Raw genomic sequence first — 21569 nt, 5'->3', positions numbered from 1 at the left:
ATCTTATCTAATCTTTACTTGTTCTCTCTTATTCTCGAATACTTTTTTATGTACCTCACGGGCATCTAACTGCACTTCCTCTTTTGTAAAGTCAATACAGTTATAGGAGTCCATCTCCTCCAGATAATACTTCTTTGGATTACGTTGCGGCAGCAGGAAAGGCTTGCCAGCCTGACCATTCTCACCGAGAAACGCGATATACGGCATACTGTAAACCCCGTTCTCACGACGACTGGAGAATACAAACCAACGGCTATTCAGGCTCCAGTTGTGAAAGCTCTCCGTATCCTCACTGTTTGCATCTTTCAATGGATAGGTCTCCCCTGTTTCCAGGTTCATCAGCCAAAGGTCAGCCTCAGGGTGGTTGACAGGGAAATTACCACAATCTGTCACATTATACATCAGCCACTTTCCATCATACGAAGGACGGGGATAAGTAAAACTCTTATCCAGCACACGAGCATTCAACAAGGTATCCACATGGTCACCATACGTACCTGTTCTGGCATCGAAGGAAATCTTACACAGACTATATTTCACCTTGTTCCATTCTGCAGGCACATGATAAGGCTTGGCCGTACAATAGAACAACGTCTTCCCATCTGCCGAGAAAGCCGGATAGGTCTCCCAGTCTTCTGTCTGTAACAACGGACAAAGCACCAGTTCATCAGTCCTCGTATCTAAGACGAGAACATTACTATAGGTATCATAAACCTCTATGCGCTGACCTGTCCCGACAAAGAAGCTCTGGTGGATGGAGTTCGTCGAGAAAGCACAGTAGTCACCATCAGGATGCCAATAAGAATAACTCGTGTTAGCAACGGTACTATCTGTCTTGGTTATCAGGTATTTCTGCTTCCCGTCTTTATAGATCAATGTTCCGCCACAAGAACCACGCATCTGCATATTAAACGTGTGAGGATTGGCGCGATTGGCCACATGACAGTTCATACACTGACCAGGAACAATACACTCTGCCAAGATCGCAGACTCCTGAAAGCTATGGATATCCCGCTGATAGATACCTATATCGCCTCCAACCTCATAACCAGGAGCAATGCGACGATATGTCACACCATATTCATCAAGCCTGTAAGGACTCACAAACATCTTAAAATCCTGATACTTTAACCACTGGCCGTCTTTCTTGATGCATACCGTAAACGACAAGTTTCCCCCGACATTCTGCTCAGTCAACGCATGCCAGTCGTCAATATCAAAGTCTGCCCACTCACCGTTTACATGCAGTTCACCTTCCTTGCTACCCTTTACGACCACATCCATGCAGTCGATATTCTCGTCTGCCGAACTAAAATTGAGAGGAGCAATATCGGCAGGAATCGTTACACCGATATAATCGGGGTATATGGAAGGCTGCTGATTGAGGCATGTCGGATTCTCTGGTATATCTGTACACGACGAACCGACAATAGCTAATAGCCAACAGCCAATAGCCAACAACTTATATGATATCTTAGTGAGCTTCATCATTGCTTTCATCTTTTTTCCTTTCTTCCATCATCCGTTTTACATAGCTCGCATAGGGTGAACCGGAGACTGCCCCCTGTTTCCGAATGCACAGCATGGCATCCTGATACCCAATAGGCATCGTCCGATAGCCACTATACTTCTCCGCCATGGGCATATATTGCATGAATCCCTGCATCTGGCCTTCCAACAACATCTGGCCCATAAAGTATTCAAGAGCCATGGTGTTCTTATTGTTGTTCATAAACAATATGCCAAACATTTTGTACAGTTCAAGATGACTATAGAGGAAGTCGTCCTGATAGCGCAACCGACGTAGCTTACCATATATGGGATGTCTGTTGATGGCATCCTCATTGGCCAACAGAGCCTCGGTCTCGACAGCCCAGTCATGATAATATAAACTACGTTTCAACAGATGAAGTTGTTTCTTGGCCGTCTTATAATGACCATTCACAACCATACATTCCGCTATTCTCTTGGTACAGCGGCCACTTGTCCGTCCGTTAAGGATGGACTCTTGTGTGTCAAAGAAATAGCGCAAAGCAGAGTTCACCATACCCAACCGCCAGAATGTCTCTGCAGAGGGGAGCATCGAGGTCAAATCACGGATACGAGGCATAATCAACGCATCTGCACCACTCTGATAGAAGTCGAACATCCGATCTGCCAACTGATGCTTTTGAGATAAGGCCAGATTCACGCATACGGAACTGAACGGTGTCTTTACCTGATACTCCTGAGCACGTTTCACGATTTCATCCCATCGCTCGTTTCTCACCAGATAGTCCTGACGGATAAGTTCAAACATATCCTTGTCATAGCCACTGGTCATACCTATATAGCCCAATACCAGAGCCACCACAAACTGTACAGGCATATGCCATCTGACAGACTTTATCAGCGACTGCACCACGAAAACGATGATCACCACAACAGGGATTATCCACATCAGTGCAGGCAACATCATCGGGATACGGTAATATTGCTCAGGCAGGAAAACCATCTCATGCGTCCACTGCGGCAAGAGGAAACGATAGGCCAGTAACTGCAGAACCAGCAAATACAACGGCAGGAGCCAACCTACAGCCTTATGAAGTTTAAGCCATCGCATCACCACATAAATCCAAGCCAAAGATCCCGCCAACCAATACACCAGAGGCACCAGCGCCATATCAGCCAGCAGGCCCGTTCGTCCAGAAAGCCTGTTCATCCTGTTTACTCCGACGGCGATCATAACCGCCATAGCATAACCTAACAGGACACTTGGATCGCCTAAAAGCCACAACAACAAGGCTGCAGGAATCCAGCCAGCCAACCATCCAAAGCCAACAAACAGAAGCGCTAACAGCAGTGCCCCTAACCATTCTACATAATAGAACTGAACGATAAACTCACCCAACCATTCAGCAAAGCCACCAGGCACACTCACACGTTCCATGAAATAGTCACCTGTCCACAGGAACAATTGATACTGCTCTTGATATGATAATGCGTGAGGATACCACACATACCAAAACAAGAACACGCCAATGCCCACAAGCAAAGACAACCCATTGCCTAAATATTTCACTTTCACCTGATTCATAAACGCTGCTAAGTTACTAACATTTTCTGACTCCACCAAATAATATATCAAATAACAGGCCTTCGCTATTGCTCTTTCATACTATTCAAAGAAATGAACGTCATTCTCTGCCGGACATCTGCCGGAGACAACGATGAACGCAGAAAGCATTGGACTGGGACTCCCGGAAGCAAGTCGAAATAGTTCTTGTCCAACCAGTACTTCTCTGCATCCAAAGAAATAGCCAAAGCACGCACAAACTTATCAGACTTGATGGTGATGATACATCCACCATCGACTGCATCCACCTGAAAAGCTAGTTTCGCAGGCAGTAGTCGCAGGTCTTTCTGTAAACAAAGGAAACTATTGGCCTCATATGCGACTCCAGACGAGGCTGTAAGGCTCATGTTTACGACGACATCCTCACGCTTATGTTCTTTCAGCAATTCTGATAAAGACTGCTTAAGTAACAAAGTCGATGTATTGGGTAAAATCACCTTTGTCTGTGTCTGTGTATGAACCGTCTGCCCACTGAGAGTATAGACAGTTAGTCTCAATCTCACCTGTTGCCTGAGCTGCAGATCGTTGACTGCATAGACATGCAAGCTGTCCCCTTTCGTAACTGCAGAACAGAGTAGTGGCTCAAAGGCATGGCGCACCATATAGTGAGCCGCCTTCCAATGACCATAATAATCACGGGTAGACCAAGAGGCTACAGGCCAACAGTCGTTATGCTGCCAGAGCAATGACCCCATACAATGAGGCATATCACGGCGATGAGATTCTATGGCTGTACGCATGGCATCACCCTGGAGCAGCTGTGAAGCATAGAGGAATTGCCGGAAATCACGAGGATAACCATATTCATTGTTGACATACCACTCAATGACCTTATTGGCCTCCACGCCACCCCGTTGATGCCACATCATCAACTGGCTACCGATATCATGAGTAGTTGTGTCAGGTGCATAGCGGAGTACCGAAGCATATTCTGGAAATGACTGCATGCCATACTCAGAGAAAAAATGGGAAGTCTCTTGATTATACATGCTGACAGGCATGCGCCGATGCCCGACGCCATAGAAATGACGGTCACCGTTCACGCCATCGCTACCATGCCCACGTACGGAGTAAGGCGATCCTGGAGTATAGATATCATCGGGAACCAACTGACTAGTTATTTCTTGCAGCACATCATAGTAAAGATGTTCCTGCTGTTGTTCCACCAGCCTGGCACCTTCAGGATCGGTTTTCTCCATACGCCCTTTCCACCCCCAGTTATACCAAGCATCCAGGCATTCATTACCGCCACACCATAGAACAATACAAGGATGGTTACGCAAACGACGGATATTGTCATCAGCTTCCTGACGCACACTTTCCAACCAGTCACCCTCAGCCGGATAGGTGCTGCAGGCAAACATAAAGTCCTGCCATACCATCAACCCCATCTCATCACAGAGATCATAGAAGATATCGTTCTCATATATACCTCCACCCCAGACACGAATCATATTCATGTTTGCCAACACAGCATCTCGCAAAGTCTGCCAATAACGCTCAGGTGTAACAGTGGTCAGGAAGTTATCTTGTGGTATATAATTGGTCCCCTTTGCAAATACTCTCACGCCATTAAGTACGAAATAGAACTGACTGTTACCTTTTTCATCCGGATCCATCACTAATCTAACAGAACGCAATCCAATACGTTGCTCATTCCGCGCCATAAGTTTTCCATCTGCGACAACATTCGTCATAAAAGTGTAACGCTCAGGCTTTCCCAAACCACGACACCACCATAGCCGAGGATTCTTAATGACAAAATCCACAGAGACAGTGTTCTGCCCTTTCCGTAATGAACACTTTTTTTGGACTACACTCCTACCTTTATTATCCATCACAGTAATCACGGCATTAGGTATATCAATATCAGTCTCTATCTGCACTTCATCCCTGACGATTGCTTTTTGTTTGCTGACCTCACACTGATGAAGATAGACATCCGTAATACGGGCCTTGCTCCAAGCCTCCATATACACATCACGCCAAATGCCAGAGGTGACGAGTCGTGGTCCCCAATCCCAACCATAGTGATAGCCTGCCTTACGAGCAAATACGCTGAGTTTTCTATCCTGTAGTCCGCCATTCTCCGACTGATCATTGGCAGCATCATAAAGCCCTGAGTGCTTTTCCCACTTAGGCATATCTACCTTTATTGGAGAATGGAAATATACACGTAACACGTTATTATCGACTCTTAACAGCGACTTGACATCGATTCGCCATCTGCGAAACATATTATCCGCCTCTAATATCTTATGATCATTCAGATAAACATCAGCATAGGTGTCAAGCCCATCGAAACAAAGATCAACATGTTCCTCGGCTAAGACACCATCAGTCACACGGAATGTAGTCTCATATAACCAGTCTTCCTTGTCAACCCATTGAACGTCCCGTTCATTTAGCCCTATATAAGGATCCTTTATAAGCCCTTGGCGCATTAGGTCTGTATGCACAACCCCCGGCACCACAGCAGGGTATCGGCTAGACTGGTGCGTTAACCCGAACGTCCAATTATCATGCAGATATTGGCGCTGTTCTGCCAACATTTGATTACAAGATCCTGAGATCATTAGAATGATAACTAAACACAATCCCCTCATCATTTCCCTATTCTTTAGAGTGAATTAAGACCTCTTGTAGCACAATGCCTGGATCGAGCAGGTAAATACGCAGCCGTTGACGACCTGTGGCAGCAACGGACAGCGAGCGTGAGGCATAGCCACGCAGTACGTTTGAGCGCCACTCTGCAGTAAAATCCTCAGTCTGGATAGAGAACACCTGCGGTACGGTATCACCGAGTTGGACCGCATAGCGGGCATCACGCCCCTCATAGAGATGAAGTGTAGGCAACGTCCGCACTTCGATTGTGGTATCACCATCATATAGATCCAGTTCATATTCAACAAAAGGAGCCTTCTCTATCTGCTGATAAGATGACGTATCAAAAGGTTGCGCTAAAACTCCATCAGTATAACCTAAACCTTCTACGCGCTCGACACCACCCTGTGCGCTCTGATAGAGAGATGCAGGAATCCTGAGGCGAGGCTCTCTTTCAAACGGAGGATAGAGCCCCATGTATATCTTATAGATACGGGTACCAGGTTTCAGACTGTTAATAGCGAGGCGGTTAGAACCTTTCTTCAGGTGCAACATTCCGACACGACTCCACATCGGACCGACATAAGAAGCATGCCATATATTATTAATAGGTGTCGCCGAGGCATCGTAATTACCCGAGTCAGAGACGACATGACAGAATACGTTGTCCTGAGCCGCTTTCGAGAAGTTCTCAACAGGTGTTAATGCCTCTATCCAAAGGGGTATATCACCTTCCATTTCACTATCAATGCTGACGCCTTCAACAGAGACAGCTTCGCAAACAGGGAGGAAGCGCGGCTTAGGGCTGTTCTGAACCTGTTCCAACACCTCTGGCGTGCAGTAAGGCGGATCTATCTTTTCCGAACGGAACCAATGGTAGGGCTGCCAATTGAAGAAATCTGCCCACTTGCCGTCAAGGATTCCGTTATTATAATGATCTGTCCATGCATTCAGCCGGTCAAACATCTCTTCCACACGTCGGCCATCTGCTATGGCCTCATCACCATCACCTGTCGTTGCCCTCACCATACTACGACGAGCCAGCAACTGATATTCATTTATCATGGCAGCACCACGAATGGGATAGTGCACCAGTTCGAAATAGGCCGCCTTTAACGGTTCCGGGATACGAGATGACAACTCATCTGCATGAGCAGCCAGCGCACGCCATTGAGCTATACGCTGCCCAATCTGCTCATCGCTGTAATTTACGAACCATACATGGGAATCTTTGCCTGCAGCCTGTAACCGATAGTAGCCTGCTAGCATATCGGCGATCTCTGGTGCCAGGTCTCGGCTGAAAGTCTTTGCTGCCCAATATCTTGTATAGTTGTGTGCCTCGGTAGGTTTCCATCGATTAAGATTCCACGCCAAGTCCATCACAAAGGATATCTCTTTTTCCGCAGGTTTGATATCTCCGACGTTAAACACCCAGATTTTCCTGGCACCATAGGTGTAAGCCTTGGTGAGCTCTGTACTGAGAAAGGCGGGCGAGAGCGGACTGAGCCATATCCAACTGGCAGGATCACCATGATACGACAAATGGTAATACATGCCTGCTCCACCTTTTCGTTGTAGCTCCTCTGGGTTGCAAAGATTACGACAGTAGCCATGCTTATCGTCACTCCAGAGCAGCGTCACATCATCGGGCACCTTCAATCCATGATGATAGGCATCAAGCACCTCCTCGTAAGTACAAAGAACCTGAGGAATCTCTTCTATTGCCTTATGGATGTTACGGCGCAGAATGTTGCGCTGATCGTCAATGGCCTGCTGCATCAGAGCCACACGTTCTGCAGTTGTATGGGCTCCCTCCATCGGATAATCATGGATACCGCGCAAACCAAGGGTATAGGTATTCTCATATTTCCCGTTGACCTTAATACGCTCCTCCCAATAATCCTGCATCATCTGGCGGTTGGTTATATAGTTAAAACTACCAAGTCCGGCCTCACCTTTTGCCTTTGCCCGCTCGTTTACAGCCTTCCACTCTCCCTCGTTATTGCGCAGCATCTGTTCACAGTGCGACGATCCCATCACGATCGCATAGTCGTCTGCCAGACGTGCGTTTTCTGGATCATCATTGAAGGCTTGGGTCCCTGGATGCATGGCAGGCCAAAGGTAGTTGGCTTTCAGACGCAGCAACAACTCAAAAACCTTTTGATATGTCTTTGGACCAACTTTCCCCTCAGCCTTTTCGAAATGATGTTCAGCCCAGCGCGCCCATCCACCAAAGCGCTCGTCGTTAATAAAGATACCGCGATACTGTACTGCCGGTTCACCCTGACAAAAAAAGCCCGGTTCAACATAAAGTACTTTTTTACGAAGCGGCTTCACATCAGCCCACCAATACCATGGTGACACGCCAATAGCCTCAGAAAGAGATGTCAGTCCGAAAGCAGTCCCTCGTCGGTCGCTGCCGATAACAAGGAGCAAAGGGGCATTGCCCTCTGGCTGCTGAACAGTGGTGATGATATACGACTCCCACTTACCTCGAATACCACTGACATCTATTCCCAGGCTTTTCACCAGTCTGTCTACTAGTTGGCTCTTTCCTAATGTACCCGACACGATGCAAGCATCCTTTGGCAGTGATCCCACAGTCTGGTGTAAAGGTCGAAGTCCCGTTACTCTTTCCACATCATCGGCCAGCATCTCTGCTGCAATCTGCACGACATTATAATCATTGGCATCTGTATATATGGCTACCGCCTTCTTCTCAGTTGCCAAGGAAAACCACCCCACGTGCACATCCTCAGCCACTATGGGGACGTTCGCTTGAACGACAGGTCTGCCTACCGCATGGGGGAGCTGTATCATCAACTGTGTTATCAGAATCCAAAATACTTTTTTCACGCCTTATTAGTTTTGGTCAATACGCTGCTTTGTTCTATTGTTCGTATCTAGTTGCAAAGAGTCTTTACGCAAGCGAAATAGACATCGCCCCGCAGCAAATCAAGTGCTGCGGGACGACTGAAATATTAAAACCTCAAAACGAATTTACTTTTTCTTGAAAGCCCAATATGTTCCTTCTGACCAGCCACTGAATGCGCCATTGTCAGGATAAGTAAGTACCATATGAGAATCAGAGATGCTGTAAATCTGGAAGTCTGTTACATAACGTCCACCAGCATTAATCTCATAAGGGAAGAGAGTTGCACCTTCTGTAGTCTTGAATGTACCCTTCTTCCAGCCATCCGCTGTTGAGAGGTCAATCTCATAACTTCCAGAACGAATCTCCGTTCCATTGGCGTCATAGCACTTTACAGAGCCATCCTCATTTAGTACCATTGTGGCAGCATTGTCTTCCTCTCCAGTTGCAACACCTGTAACAGAGTGACCCATCTGATCTTTCAGTTGTGATGCATCATTAACGCCCCACCATGTGAAGCCGCAGGAAGCAAAGTCTTCATTACGCCAAGTACCATCTGCGCCGAAGTTTCCCCAGACAAGGTTATCAGTTCCACCAGCGCTAATACCACTCTCAGTATCCCATGTCCAGGTCTTACTACCGTAGTTGTTCATCATACCAGAGACGTCAGATTCGCTCTTAAATGCCCAATACGTTCCTTCAGACCAGCCACTGAATGCACCATTATCTGGATAAACCAGAACAAGATTATCCGATGTCAGAGAATAAATCCAGAAGTCCGTCACATAACGTCCACCAGCATTGATCTCATAAGGGAAGAGTGTTGCACCCTCTGAGGTATGGAGTATACCATATTTGAATCCATCATGGTTTTCACCAGTCCATCCCTTTATCTCATAGCTACCAGAACGAATTTCTGCGCCATTTGCGTCATAGCACTTCACGAGACCGTCTTCTGTAAAGACCATCGTTGCGCCATTATCCTCCTCACCGATAGCAGTACCAGTTACAGAGTGACCCATCTGATCTTTCAAATCAGCAGCATCGTTGACTCCCCACCAAACAAAATCATTAAGGGTTTCACCACGCCAACTACCATCTGCGCCGAAGTTACCCCAGACAAGGTTATCAACTCCACCAGCACTAATGCCACTATGAGTGTTCCATGTCCAGGTCTTCTTGCCATAAGCATTAGAAGCGATAAGACGAACCTCTGGCTTCAGCTCAGCAGCTACAGCAACATTAAACTCCTTAGAAGCCACCACTTCTTGGTTGTTGGCATCGATATACTTAAAGTAAACTGTTTGGTTAGGATCAGAACCACGAGCAGGAACAAAGTTAAATACACCACCGCTTGCACCGCTTGTAAGCTTAAATTCTGAACCATCAGCCTTTATATAATAGATATAAATACCTGATGCATTGGGAATATTATACTTAATATAGTTACCATCAGCCTGAGGAGTCGTGCAAGCCTGATCGGCATACTGCGAAAACTCAGCACCATCAAGCAGGTTGCTGGATGTATAGTTGTCCACGCCAAAGGTTCCGTCCTCCTTGATAGGATCACAGGCCGTGAGCATACCCAGCGCTACTGCGAACAATAATATTGATTTTTTCATATTGCTTATTCTTAATGATTAATTCGAAACTCTTTATTAGTCATATACCGGGCAACCCGACATATTAGCACCAGTAGCACTTGCCCCCCAGCCTGGATTCTGTTTCAGGATTTCAGGATTACCGACAATACTGATCTGTTGAGGAGGAATCATAACGAAGCCGTCGGTATCGGCATAACGCTGAGCCCAGCTGCTACCGCCTACACCCTGGCCATGATGCATCACAGTCCAGTGGCCCGTGTAGTTCACACGAGATCCATCCTGCTTCTGCAGAGCCACAGCAGCCTCACAGCTAGCTCCACCGTCCTTACCAGACCAGCGGCGCAGGTCATTGAAGCGCAGGCCCTCACCAGCGAGCTCGAAGCGACGCTCATCCTTGATGTTCTTCCAAGAGTAGGTTGTAGCAGGCAGACCTGCACGTGCACGAACCTTGTTCATCTGAGTGGCATCGCCCGTCAACTCAGAATGCATCAGCATCACATCAGCCAGACGAAGCAAGATGATGTCGGCAAAGTGGTCACCCTGGAAAGAGTTCTTGTTGTTGTTGGCTGCACTTGTGTTTTCGCTACGATAAACGCCCCACCATGTATAAGCGGTGTTATGATCATCCCAAGTTGACTTTGAGCATGTGATAGGCATCCACTTCTTGTTGTAGTAACCTGCGTCCTCAGAGCAGGAAGTGGTAAATACGAATTTCTCACACTCTGCCTGAGCATCAAGGATAGTAGCCTTTTTACGTGGGTCGCTGTCACTCCACTCATCCCAGAGGTTAGCATTGATGGTACCCTGACCCCAGCCTTGTCCGAAAGGAAGAGTATTAGCGTCACCATTAGCTGTACCGGCACCGTCGTCATCACAACGCAAGCCAGTATACAGAGACACCTGGTTTACGAATCCCATACCGATAGTACCATTCCAAGAACCAGCGTTCATATACTGTATCTGGAACATTTCCTCCTCGTTACCATTACCAGCCCATACCTTACCGGCTTTATCCAGATCCTTTACGAAAGCATAGTCCTTGATGGTGTATTCGTTGGTGTACTGCCAAAGCAGACGATAGTCTTCTATGAGTTTATAGCCGCCGTTGTTGATGGCATCCTCAAGGAAAGCCACAACCTGAGCCTTGCTCAGAGAAGCGCCGGCACCCTCCTGCTCAAAGTCGAAAGTAACATCAGCCAGATTGGCATTTGCCAATTCGCCAGCCTTCTTATAGAAGCCCTCATAGAACATATAGGCACGAGCCAGGTAACCCTCGGCAGCACCCTTGGTAGCATGACCGTCACCACGGGTTGTCATACCATGAGTCATCAGATTGGCAGCACTGGTAAAGTCGGCCAGGATATGTGGCATAATCACATTCTCTGCGCTCTCCTGAGGACATGGATCGGGAGCAGCTGAAGCCCAGTAAGCAGGGATATCACCCCAGAACTGTACGCCCCAGAGATAGAACAGACCACGCATGAAGTAAGCCTCACCCAGCAACTGGTTGCGGGTTTTCTCCTGACCGGTCCAGTCGAAAGCGTCGACAGCATAGATGATCGCATTGGCACGGGCAATACCCACATAGGTATTATGCCAAGCATTGTCGAACAAGTCTTCCTTGTTAGCCATCAGGTGACCAACAGCATGAGCCTCAACGTCGCCAGTACCACCGGCACCGTTAGCATCGTCAGACATAATATAACCAACGAACCATGGTGTCTCCAGCGGAGTTGTGCTAAACTGGTTCATCACGCCATACAGAGCGGCCAGCTCCTTATTCAGGTCTCCAGCAGAGGCTGGATAGTTAGAGCTATTGGCTTGCGTGTAATTCTCGGAATCGAGGAAGTCCTCGCAAGAGGTCAGACCTACAGCGAAGAGCATCGCGATTGCCATTAAATATATCTTTTTCATATTCTTATCTTCCTTATTAAATTATTAGAACTTGATACTTGCACCTACGATGAAAGTACGGGCCGAAGGATACAGACCTACGTCAATACCACGTGCCCAAGAATCCTTACCACCAGAAGAACCGACCTCAGGATCGACACCAGTATAACCAGTGAAGGTGTAGAGGTTCTGAGCCTGTACATAGAGACGGAGCTGGCTGAACGGAGAGTTCTTCCAGATCTTATTGAAGTTGTAGCCCAGTGTGACGTTCTGGATCTTGAAGTAGTCGGCATCCTGCATATAACGGTTAGAAACCCACTGATCAGCAATCTGACCAACGGTCAGACGAGGATACTTGTTGCTGGTACCCTCACCGTGCCAACGGTCGAAGGCATCGACAGTATAGCTGTTATACTGGTTAGCCAGCAGAGCGGTACGATAGCACTGCATCACCTGCATACCGAAGGCACCCGAACCGGTGACAGCGAAATCGAAGCCCTTGTACTCGCAGCCAAGGCTGACACCGAGGGTTACATCGGGATGAGGATTACCGATCTCATGACGGTCAGCGTCATAGTCGATGGTACCGTCTTCACTGAAGTCATCCCAGATAGGATCGCCAGGGGCAGCATTAGGAAGCACGGCCTTGCCTGCAGCTCTGGCGGCATCAATCTGAGCCTGGTTCTGCCAGATACCGCTATAAGACATACCATAGAAGTAACCGATGGGGTGACCGAGCTCTACACGAGAAGCAAAAGAAGAGTTCTCGAAGATAGCATCAACCTGACCATTGATAAATCCATTGGCGTTGGCGATACGGGTTACCTCGTTCTTATTCGTAGCCACATTCACATTGGCATGATAGCTGAAGTCCTTATTGACCTGATCGCGCCAAGAAAGAGCCAACTCAAAACCGGTATTCTTCACGTCACCACCATTGATCATAGCAGGCTCCTCATAACCTAGCACCTCATTCATCGGAGCACTGAGCAACCAGTCCTTGGTCTTCTTAACATACCAGTCGAAGTTTAAGCCGAGTTTGCCATTGATGAACAAAGCATCAAAACCAACATTAATCTGCTCTGAAGTCTCCCAAGTCACGTCAGGGTTAGGAGCGTTCTTAGCGTATGCACCAGTTGTATAGATATTGCTATCAACGGTCTTAATCTTATCGCTTGAGAACTTATAGCCATAGTCGGCATATTCTGTCGGAGAGAAAGCGATGTTAGAGAGATAATAGAAGTTAGGAATCTGGCAGTTACCATTCTGACCCCAAGAAGCACGGAACTTCAAGAAGTCCATCCAGCTCTTCGTGTTCTCCATGAACTTCTCGTTGCTGATCACCCAACCAGCGGAGAATGAGGGGAAATAGCCCCAGCGATGACCGCGGGCGAAGTTATTGGAACCATCGGCACGGAAGATGGCTGTTGCCATATACTTCTCGTCGTAGTTCCAGTTCAAACGGCTGAAGAAGGAGGCAATACTACCCTGCATCGGGTTGTCATAACCACCATGACCCGTCATATACTGTGTCTCATAGTTAGAAGGAATATTGTAATCCCATCCGTTGCGAACCAGAGAATTCAAGTTCGACTCATCAACGGTGAAGCTCATATTCATACCAGAGCTCCAATTCGAACGCTCAAGAGACTGACCGACGAGGACATCAATCGTATGCTTACCCAGTTTCGGAAGAATATAAGAGAGCGTGTTCTCCAAAGTGAAGCTACTGCTCTCATACTCACCCATGTTCAGGTCAAAGTTAGCACTGGAGCTCGTTGAGCTAGAACTAAATGGCTTAGAGATGCTGCGGTAGTTGCTGGCACTGTAGCCCGTATTGAACTGTCCACGGTAGCGGAGGTTCTTTATCGGCTCGATGATCCAGTAGAAGGTAGCACCTACACCGAAGTCACGGTTCTTATTGATAGAGTTGAAACCGCCATTGAGGAAGTGGTTCAACGGGTTGTTATAGATCATCGTGCTATAGCCAGCACCATTGTTCTTATAAGAAGCGAGGTTGCCGCCTGCATCGTAAGGCTCTACCAGAGGAGAGGCGATATAAGCAGCCTGCATGATATTCCAGTAACCATTCGACTCTGCGAGGTCATGGCTTCTGTGATACCAGTAAGACAGATTCTCACCGATGGTGATCACATCACGATCATTAGCCTTGAGCAGGACGTGCTCAGAGTTGATACGACCACCGTAACGCTTGTAGTTAGAGGCATTGTCTGCACCCATGATACCCTCGTTAGAGCTGTAGTTCAGAGATATCGAGAACTTTGAGCGGTCAGAGCCTCCGGTCATGGTCATAGCGTGACTGAACTGCAGGGCGTTCTTGTTCTCATACTCCTTGAACCAGTCGGTACCCTTCCAGCCATTGTCCACCTTGTCGAGGATGGCCTGTGGAACGATGCTGCTCCAGTTGGTAGCAGTTCCGTATGTATTGAAGTTGGTCTCATTGATGATCTGCATATACTGCTGTGCATTAACGGTGCCTGGCACTTTGTAGGCATTTGACCAACCCACATAGGTGTCGTACTGAACCTGCACCTTACCAGCCTTACCCTGCTTGGTTGTCACGAGGATTACACCATTGGCAGCACGTGCACCATAGATGGCAGCCGAGGCAGCATCCTTCAGTACGTCGATTGACTCGATATCGTTCGGATTAAGACCATTCAGTCCATCATCTGCTGTTCCGGCATTGATACCGTCGATGATCAGCAATGGCGAAGAGGCACCCATGGTTCCGACACCACGGATATTCACCTTAAAGCCCTTACCAGGCTGCGATGAACTCTGCGTGATCTGCACACCAGGCGTGCTTGACTGCATGGCTGTCAGAGCATTGGTCGTGTTCAGCTTGGCGATTTCCTCACCCTTCACCTGAACGGTAGCACCTGTGACCAGCTTTTTCTTCTGGACACCGTAACCTACGACCACCACCTCCTCGAGAACGGCATTGTCGTCTTTCAGCGTAATCTGGAAGTTGTCACGATTGCCAACGGCAATCTGCTGTGTCTCAAAGCCGATGAACGATACGACAATCGTCGCACCCGGCTTCACGTTAAGTGTAAAGTTACCATCGAGATCGGTAATCGTACCGTTCGAGGTTCCTTTCTCCATCACACTGGCTCCGATAACCGGCCCCATCGCGTCGACTACAGTACCTGTAATCTTCTTCGTTGCCTGCTGTACCTCTTGCACGGCATCAGCGGCATTGGCGTTTGACGAGTAACCGAGACCCAAAAGAGTCATGGCACCCATCAGCAGCGCTGTCTTTCCAAAATTTCGATTCATACTTAAGTATTTAACTATAGATAAAATGGTTTAATAAAATGCAAGAAAATGTTAGTCGGGAAGCATAATAGTCCCCAAAAACTAGTTAGTTCTAAACAGAACTATCAAGTTCTTGAGCTAGGAAGAGTTGTTTAGGTTCATACGTTTTGGTTTGTATTCATGGCTTAAAGCCAAAGTTTATAGTTATGTAATTAGACACATTCGGGTGCAAAGATAAGCACATTTTTTAAATAAGGCCTTTCTTTTCTTGTCAATTCATAATACTATCCTATCAATATGCTTCATTTGAAGGAAAGGTCACGCAATATGAGGGTTTTGCGGGCATAAAGTGTCAACAAGACAATCAAAAGAGCCCCTTCTTTTGTAAACAAATGTAATTACAACACTCTTTTCACGGCTATCATAGCGCACCCAATCCCCCTATTTATTAATAAGGTGAAGCCGAACAACCATGCCATGCCATTGAATTATTGGAATAGGATTGGAGTTCATCTCTATAAGTGTGCACACTATCAATACCAGTAATACAACAAAAAAGTATCAGTATTTGGCATAACATGTCAACTTTCGACCAAGAGCCTACAGCCCCACGATCCCTGAGCCAATCTTCCCACGGTCCCTGAGCTTGTCGAAGGGACAAATACGATATATCTTGACAAACTGCCCCTCATAACTCGCGTGGAGATCAAGAACGTGAGAGTGAGTACCATACACGCAAGTTTTGAACACTCCTCGTACTTTCCTGATAACAAGCAAGTTAAGGCAACGCACAAAAGAGGCGGCATCTTTCCTTTAAAGAGATAGACCCTATGAGTCGTGGAGATAGGGTTCACGAGAGAAAGAGATAATCCCTTATAGGGTATGGAGATTATCTCCTTCACTCGTAGGTGCCATTCCTTACCGTCATGGAGCCTATCTCTTTAACCGTTAGAAGCCCCCCCTACCCAAAGTAGCCCCCATCTCTACGCCAAACAGGCCAAAAAGAGGCTAAAAGTCCCCCTCGTTTTTTCTAGTTCGCAACTTCAGACAAACACTTTTTTAAGCACTTTTTTAGGACAAACAGAGAGGTGGAGGCCTGTTAAGTCCTGATTCCTTCGACAGGCTTAGGGACCGTAAGGATGCCATGCGGTAGCCGAGCTGCCCTCTGAACATGTGGTTGCTGAACGGTCCCTGAGCTTGTCGAAGGGTTTGTCAAAGCATCAAAGGGTTTGTCAAAACACAGACAGCTGTACTCCCTTTATTTAACGGTTCCTATCCCTAATCCTTCTTAGGAAGATATATGACCTCTTCTAACGACTGTCTTTTAAGTATCTTGAAGTCGCTTGTATATGTATATGAAACAAGCAGAATACTTGTACTATCGCCCTTCGATAGATAACAAGTATCTGTATCTCCTCTTTTCCCATAAACATAAGCACCAAGTGTCTCTTGTCTCTCCAAATAATTAGAAAAGACATACTCGTTTTCGCCTTTCTTACGTATCTCCAACCGATGATCTCCATCTTCATCACGATCCCTTATGATGGTATCGCCATTTATACTTAAGAAAAACCTGCCATTTTCTTTACGTATTTCCCCGTTGCTTATACTTAAGGTATCAAATGCGTAGTGCTTACTCGAACTCCCAAGAAGTATTTTCCCCGATGGATATTCAGCATAGAATGTTTTGGGACTTCTCATTTGGGGATAGAAACAGACAGCTTTATCACGAGAAGCGCACTGCAATTGTTGCTTTTGGGGAAGGTAATCAACCCTTTCTATCTGATGTATCCTAGTAATCTCATAATTCTCGTTATAGAAGAAAGATACAGATGCTATCATGTCGCGACCATCATCAATAACAGATGTAGTCTCGTATCCTTCCTTTGTCTTGAATATTGACCTTTCAATCCTGTGATCCTTTGCAGAATACAGGAAGGTGGTATCACGCATGGTTGACAACAACAAGCTCCCATCCGACGAGTACATCTCATTATTGACTTTCTTCAGGGTATCAACCCCTGCCGCCTGTGATATAACCGTTATATCATCCAGATACTCCACCATATAGTAATTGCTTAGACAAGGATAGAGTTCCAGCCTTCCCTTCCCCTTCTCACATGATGCCAAGGAAATGGCAACTATTAGGGCTGATAAAACTTTTACGAGTCGTCTCATATTAAAATGCACTATAAATCTTCTCCTTCGTTCCAATTCGGCTCTATTATCGTATCCTCAGTAAGGAATAAAAGATACTTCAGATTTGTAAGATTCCACGAATAAGATCTCTTCAGCCCTGTTTCGTTTCCTCTAAGATGGCATTGATATTTCATCAGCGTACCATCATTTGAGTATTCCTCATTATAAATGATATGTTTTTTACTGCCAACCCCTCTATAATCATATGTTATCATCTCCTCAATGTAATCATTACCCAAAGGCAGCCGTCCATATAAACCTAGATAAGCAAAGAGCAACTCGCCCTGAGTATCCGTCACGAAACTATTTAATAACTCTGGAGAATAACCTTGAGAAGGTTGGGGGGAATCATAATGCATATTATGTGTCTGATTAAAACGACTTGAAGTAGAATCAATGTAGGATACCCGTTGAAGGCGGTCATCTTTCCAAGAAACAATCTTCCTTCCGCCAACATATATAATACCCTTCAGGCGCCGCAAGGAGTCATATTCATGCTTTATCGATACGTTGGCCCCCACAAACAGTCTTTCGGTTATTAACCCTTTTCTTAATAGCAGTTTGACATGTCCACCCTCATTATCATCATATTCTATTGATTCTTTGGGATTGATTGAATAACATCTGTAGAAACTGACTTCTTGATGTCTCGTACCCACGACGCTGAGACGATAATTCAGAGTATCCAAATAATACGAGAGCATATATATCTGATTGGAATCATTAACCTCCGTGACAGAGAGAAGGAATATTGAATCACGTTCATTTGAAACAGACGAGGAGGACAGGCCACCCCCCTCTATATTTTTCTTACTATTGTTGGAGCAAGCTGTATGCAATAGAAGAGATATTGCCACAATCAGATATTTTTTGTACTTCATAAGCTTTATCAGTTCTTTATTTCTTTATGGAGAGTCGCCTATTTGTCATAACCCAGCCAAAGCCATAAGGAGGATTGTATGCAGTTGTCACCAACATAGAAGCATAGAAGAGCTGTTGTCTTGTGCAACTGGGTATCAGTTTCTATAACCCAATTCTCTATTCTGGTGCAAATATATTGATATAACGATTTCCTTCCTTTTTTAGATTCATCGAATTTGCTTCTTCCATAGTTAAGGATCTTAGGCTTCCTGCTTTCTTTAGCACAGCAAACTCTGACGATTTCATAGGTCTCCTTTTATATATCGGATCATTAAATCCTCGGTCTATCATAATTTTTCTTTTCGTCTTATACATTACGATTTCTCCCTCAAAGGAATAGGCTACATATGATCTCTTAGAACCTTTTCGTTTGTATATATCGTTACTTTCTATTCTTCCTCTTTTCTCAAAATTCCGTCTCTCATGTTTTGAATAGGATAAGTCATATGTATAATCATGTGAAAGATAGTTCAATATCGGATCCTCTTCTGTTTTGTACAGACATTCAGGGATATAGGAGTTTGACTCATAATGATCAACTAGAAATTTATTAAAACTCGCTCTGATTTTAAAAGGCACAGTCTTACCTCCAAAATAGATATAATGACAACCCTCAACATAAAATGAATCAAGTTGAGGACAAGGTATATATTCACTTATTACAATGGCATCTGTCAGACTAACGACTTCACACTGTTCTATCTGAGCATGAATGGGAGTAGTGATTAAACTCCACAAAACAAATATAATCGTATATCGTACCATAAACAATGTATTTTTATTTATCTTATGTGAAGATTTAACGACGAAGAGTGATTCATTGGTATATTCTTGAATATCTTTTCATTCCCATCAGGATCAATAAACCTCACTGGATTGTTAGCACAATATGCATACGGACTGACGCCGTAGTATTTCTCGCAGAGGGGGACGAGACGGTCCCTGCGGGCGAAAAAGGAATCGTGTTGACGGGCACCGTAGTCAAAGGTGTTCAGGCCGTACGTGCTGTTGAACTCCTTGTCGTAGGTGACATTCTTTTGTAATCCCATGCGATATATGGTTGATATCGAAGGCAAATATAGGCAATTTGTCTGAGACTGCCAAATCTGTGAGGTAGAATGTTGGTTGGCCCTTCGACAAGTCCCTTCGGCAGGCTCAGGGACCGCTCAGGGATGGTTGGCTCAGGGAGCACGATAGGACAGGCTCAGGGACCGCGGGGAGAGCTTCAAGGCTTCGACAGGCGATGAGGTTATCGGAGGGTGAGCGTCTTGACGACGAGGCCGTCGTAGGTGTTGATGGTAAAGCTGACGGTATCGGCGGCGATACTATCGGTGGGGATGCTGATATATACCTGAGTGGAATAATACTCGGGCACACGGTTCTGGTCGTGGTGAAGACGGAGGTGACGGGAGCGCGTGCCGTCGGCATATGCCAGCACGGTGTCGGAGACGAGAGCCAGTCGCTGGACGGCTGTGGAGTCGTCGGTCATGCCAGTCTTGAGCAGCAGTCGCAGGTTGACGTACTTTCCTGTCTTACTGAGCCAGAGACTCTCAAACTTCACCGGATCGGTCTTGACGGGATTCGTCTCGGAACGGGATTTCAAGACAGGACAGGGCACCGAGCTCATAGACACCACCTCGGCCTGATAGGCTCCGTCGGTACCTTTCACCTTATTATAATATAGCATACAACGGTAGGTCGTGTCGGCCTTCGTGATCCAAGAGGCTGAGAAAGGAATAGCCAGCGGCAGTCGGTCACCGTCATCGGTGGTGACAGATGCCACTTTCTTGTCGCTGCCGACAAAAGCCTCGGCGAAGTCGCCCCTCATCAGAGAGTACTCGCCCTCGCCCTTTTCATAGGCATCCTGCGTGCAGCCACCGACGACACAGACGGCGCAGACGATGCATAATATAACTGCAAGACTATTTCGCATCGGCGGTAAGTTTGTTTCGTACGGGGTTGGCATACATCGTGAGCATGCGTTCACGGAGGAAAGCCTCATCCTTATCGGGGAGCTTGATCTTAGCCATCTGACCCGTCAGATAGCTCTCGAAGCGCTCCTTATCGGCAGCGGTATAATGGGCGGCATAAGTGTTGTCGCCATTGAGTTCGTCAAGAGCGATGTAGTTGCAGGGATAGAGCGTATAACCACGATGGATCTCACGGTCCATCCGCTCTGCCAGTGCCTTGTACCATTCCGTCTTGGGCAGGTCTGCCAGCTCATCGATCCACGTGTTGACGGGTGCCGCGCAGCAATAGCGCACCCGACCCTTATAGCCGAAGATGCCGGTCTTCATATTATCGAGATCGTCCTGGCGGGATTTCTTGAAGGCAGGATTGTCACGCTTCTGCTGGAACTCCTGCGCCTTCAGGTAGTCGCAGGGATCATACTCATAGCTGATGGTCAGCGGCACGATGTTCAGTTCCTTCAGGTCGCCACCCATGGCGAGCATCTTCAGTACAGCATCCTGAGTATGGTCGCTTGAGTCCTTCGCCCTACCCTCACGCTGGGCGATCCAGATATTCTCTTTCTTCTGGTTGACGGCGTAGTGGATATAACGGCTCATGAGCTGTGAGGCGGCAAGCGTCTCGCGGAGAGAAAGACCGCGACGCACGATAAAGGCTTTGTTCATGCGTACCAGTCGTTTGATCCACGGATAGATGAGCAGGTTGTCGCCGATACCGATCTCGACGGTGGTGGGATAGCCCTTATCCACGAGCATGATATCGAGGAAAGCGGAGTCGAGCACGATATCACGGTGGTTGCTGACGAACGTGAAGCGCTGGCTCCGATCCGTCGGCAGACACGAGTCATCGAACGTGCAGCCGTCGGTGTGCTTGCGGATGATATGGTTCACGATGGGCTTCATGAACCGTTTCTGGAAGTCGAGCGGGGTCTTCACCCCCACGAAGAGACATCTGAGCAGACCGTTACGCACCGACGTGGGTAGCCAGGGTGCGAAACCTTTCATCACGACATTGAACTGTCGGTCGTGAAGCAAGTCGTCGAACGCCTGCTTCATCTCCTCCGCCTCATAAGGCCGTATCTCGTCGAACTCTGCCATACGAACTAATGATT

At 46.8% G+C, this 21569-nt stretch carries 13 protein-coding genes; all 13 read right to left on the bottom strand.

Features of this window, described 5'->3' with window-relative positions; all coding sequences use genetic code 11:
• Positions 1–3: 3 nt before the first annotated feature.
• Positions 4–1500, bottom strand: coding sequence for a TolB family protein (locus tag BLU99_RS10780; RefSeq protein WP_369807723.1), 1497 nt, complete (start codon positions 1498–1500; stop codon positions 4–6).
• Positions 1475–3076 carry a DUF6057 family protein gene (locus BLU99_RS10775; RefSeq protein WP_091901981.1) on the bottom strand — a complete coding sequence of 534 codons (1602 nt, stop codon included), beginning with the start codon at positions 3074–3076 and terminating at the stop codon, positions 1475–1477. The genes BLU99_RS10780 and BLU99_RS10775 overlap by 26 nt, the downstream gene beginning before the upstream one ends.
• A 65-nt stretch (positions 3077–3141) precedes the next feature.
• Positions 3142–5667, bottom strand: a complete 2526-nt coding sequence (locus BLU99_RS10770; protein WP_255397552.1) for a beta-mannosidase — start codon at positions 5665–5667, stop codon at positions 3142–3144.
• A gap of 61 nt (positions 5668–5728) precedes the next feature.
• Complete coding sequence (locus tag BLU99_RS10765; RefSeq protein WP_144006141.1) at positions 5729–8575, bottom strand: glycosyl hydrolase 115 family protein; 2847 nt, start codon at positions 8573–8575, stop codon at positions 5729–5731.
• A gap of 144 nt (positions 8576–8719) precedes the next feature.
• The gene (locus BLU99_RS10760; RefSeq protein ID WP_143065794.1) at positions 8720–10213 is read right to left on the bottom strand and encodes a hypothetical protein; all 1494 of its coding nucleotides are present in this window, start codon (positions 10211–10213) and stop codon (positions 8720–8722) included.
• A 36-nt stretch (positions 10214–10249) separates the two neighbouring features.
• Complete coding sequence (locus BLU99_RS10755; RefSeq protein ID WP_091901974.1) at positions 10250–12109, bottom strand: RagB/SusD family nutrient uptake outer membrane protein; 1860 nt, start codon at positions 12107–12109, stop codon at positions 10250–10252.
• Positions 12110–12133: 24 nt separating this feature from the next.
• Complete coding sequence (locus BLU99_RS10750; RefSeq protein WP_091901971.1) at positions 12134–15391, bottom strand: SusC/RagA family TonB-linked outer membrane protein; 3258 nt, start codon at positions 15389–15391, stop codon at positions 12134–12136.
• A 1257-nt stretch (positions 15392–16648) separates the two neighbouring features.
• Positions 16649–17548 carry a hypothetical protein gene (locus tag BLU99_RS10745; RefSeq protein WP_091901969.1) on the bottom strand — a complete coding sequence of 300 codons (900 nt, stop codon included), beginning with the start codon at positions 17546–17548 and terminating at the stop codon, positions 16649–16651.
• A gap of 11 nt (positions 17549–17559) precedes the next feature.
• Positions 17560–18450, bottom strand: coding sequence for a hypothetical protein (locus BLU99_RS10740; RefSeq protein WP_091901967.1), 891 nt, complete (start codon positions 18448–18450; stop codon positions 17560–17562).
• Between the two features lie 157 nt (positions 18451–18607).
• A complete protein-coding gene (locus BLU99_RS10735; protein ID WP_091901965.1) occupies positions 18608–19255 on the bottom strand; it encodes a hypothetical protein in 648 nt (215 codons plus the stop codon).
• A 17-nt stretch (positions 19256–19272) separates the two neighbouring features.
• On the bottom strand, positions 19273–19539 hold the full coding sequence (locus tag BLU99_RS12180; RefSeq protein ID WP_144006140.1) for a hypothetical protein: 267 nt from the start codon (positions 19537–19539) through the stop codon (positions 19273–19275).
• 200 nt (positions 19540–19739) lie between these two features.
• Complete coding sequence (locus tag BLU99_RS10725) at positions 19740–20423, bottom strand: NigD1/NigD2 family lipoprotein (RefSeq protein ID WP_176771128.1); 684 nt, start codon at positions 20421–20423, stop codon at positions 19740–19742.
• Complete coding sequence (locus BLU99_RS10720; protein ID WP_091901958.1) at positions 20413–21555, bottom strand: 1-acyl-sn-glycerol-3-phosphate acyltransferase; 1143 nt, start codon at positions 21553–21555, stop codon at positions 20413–20415. Before BLU99_RS10720 ends, BLU99_RS10725 begins: the two co-directional genes overlap by 11 nt.
• Positions 21556–21569 lie beyond the last annotated feature (14 nt).

It is taken from the genome of Prevotella sp. lc2012, assembly GCF_900107065.1.
Taxonomy (GTDB): domain Bacteria; phylum Bacteroidota; class Bacteroidia; order Bacteroidales; family Bacteroidaceae; genus Prevotella.
Note: the sequence above shows the minus strand (reverse complement) of the source record. Positions and strands in the feature narration are given on the sequence as shown.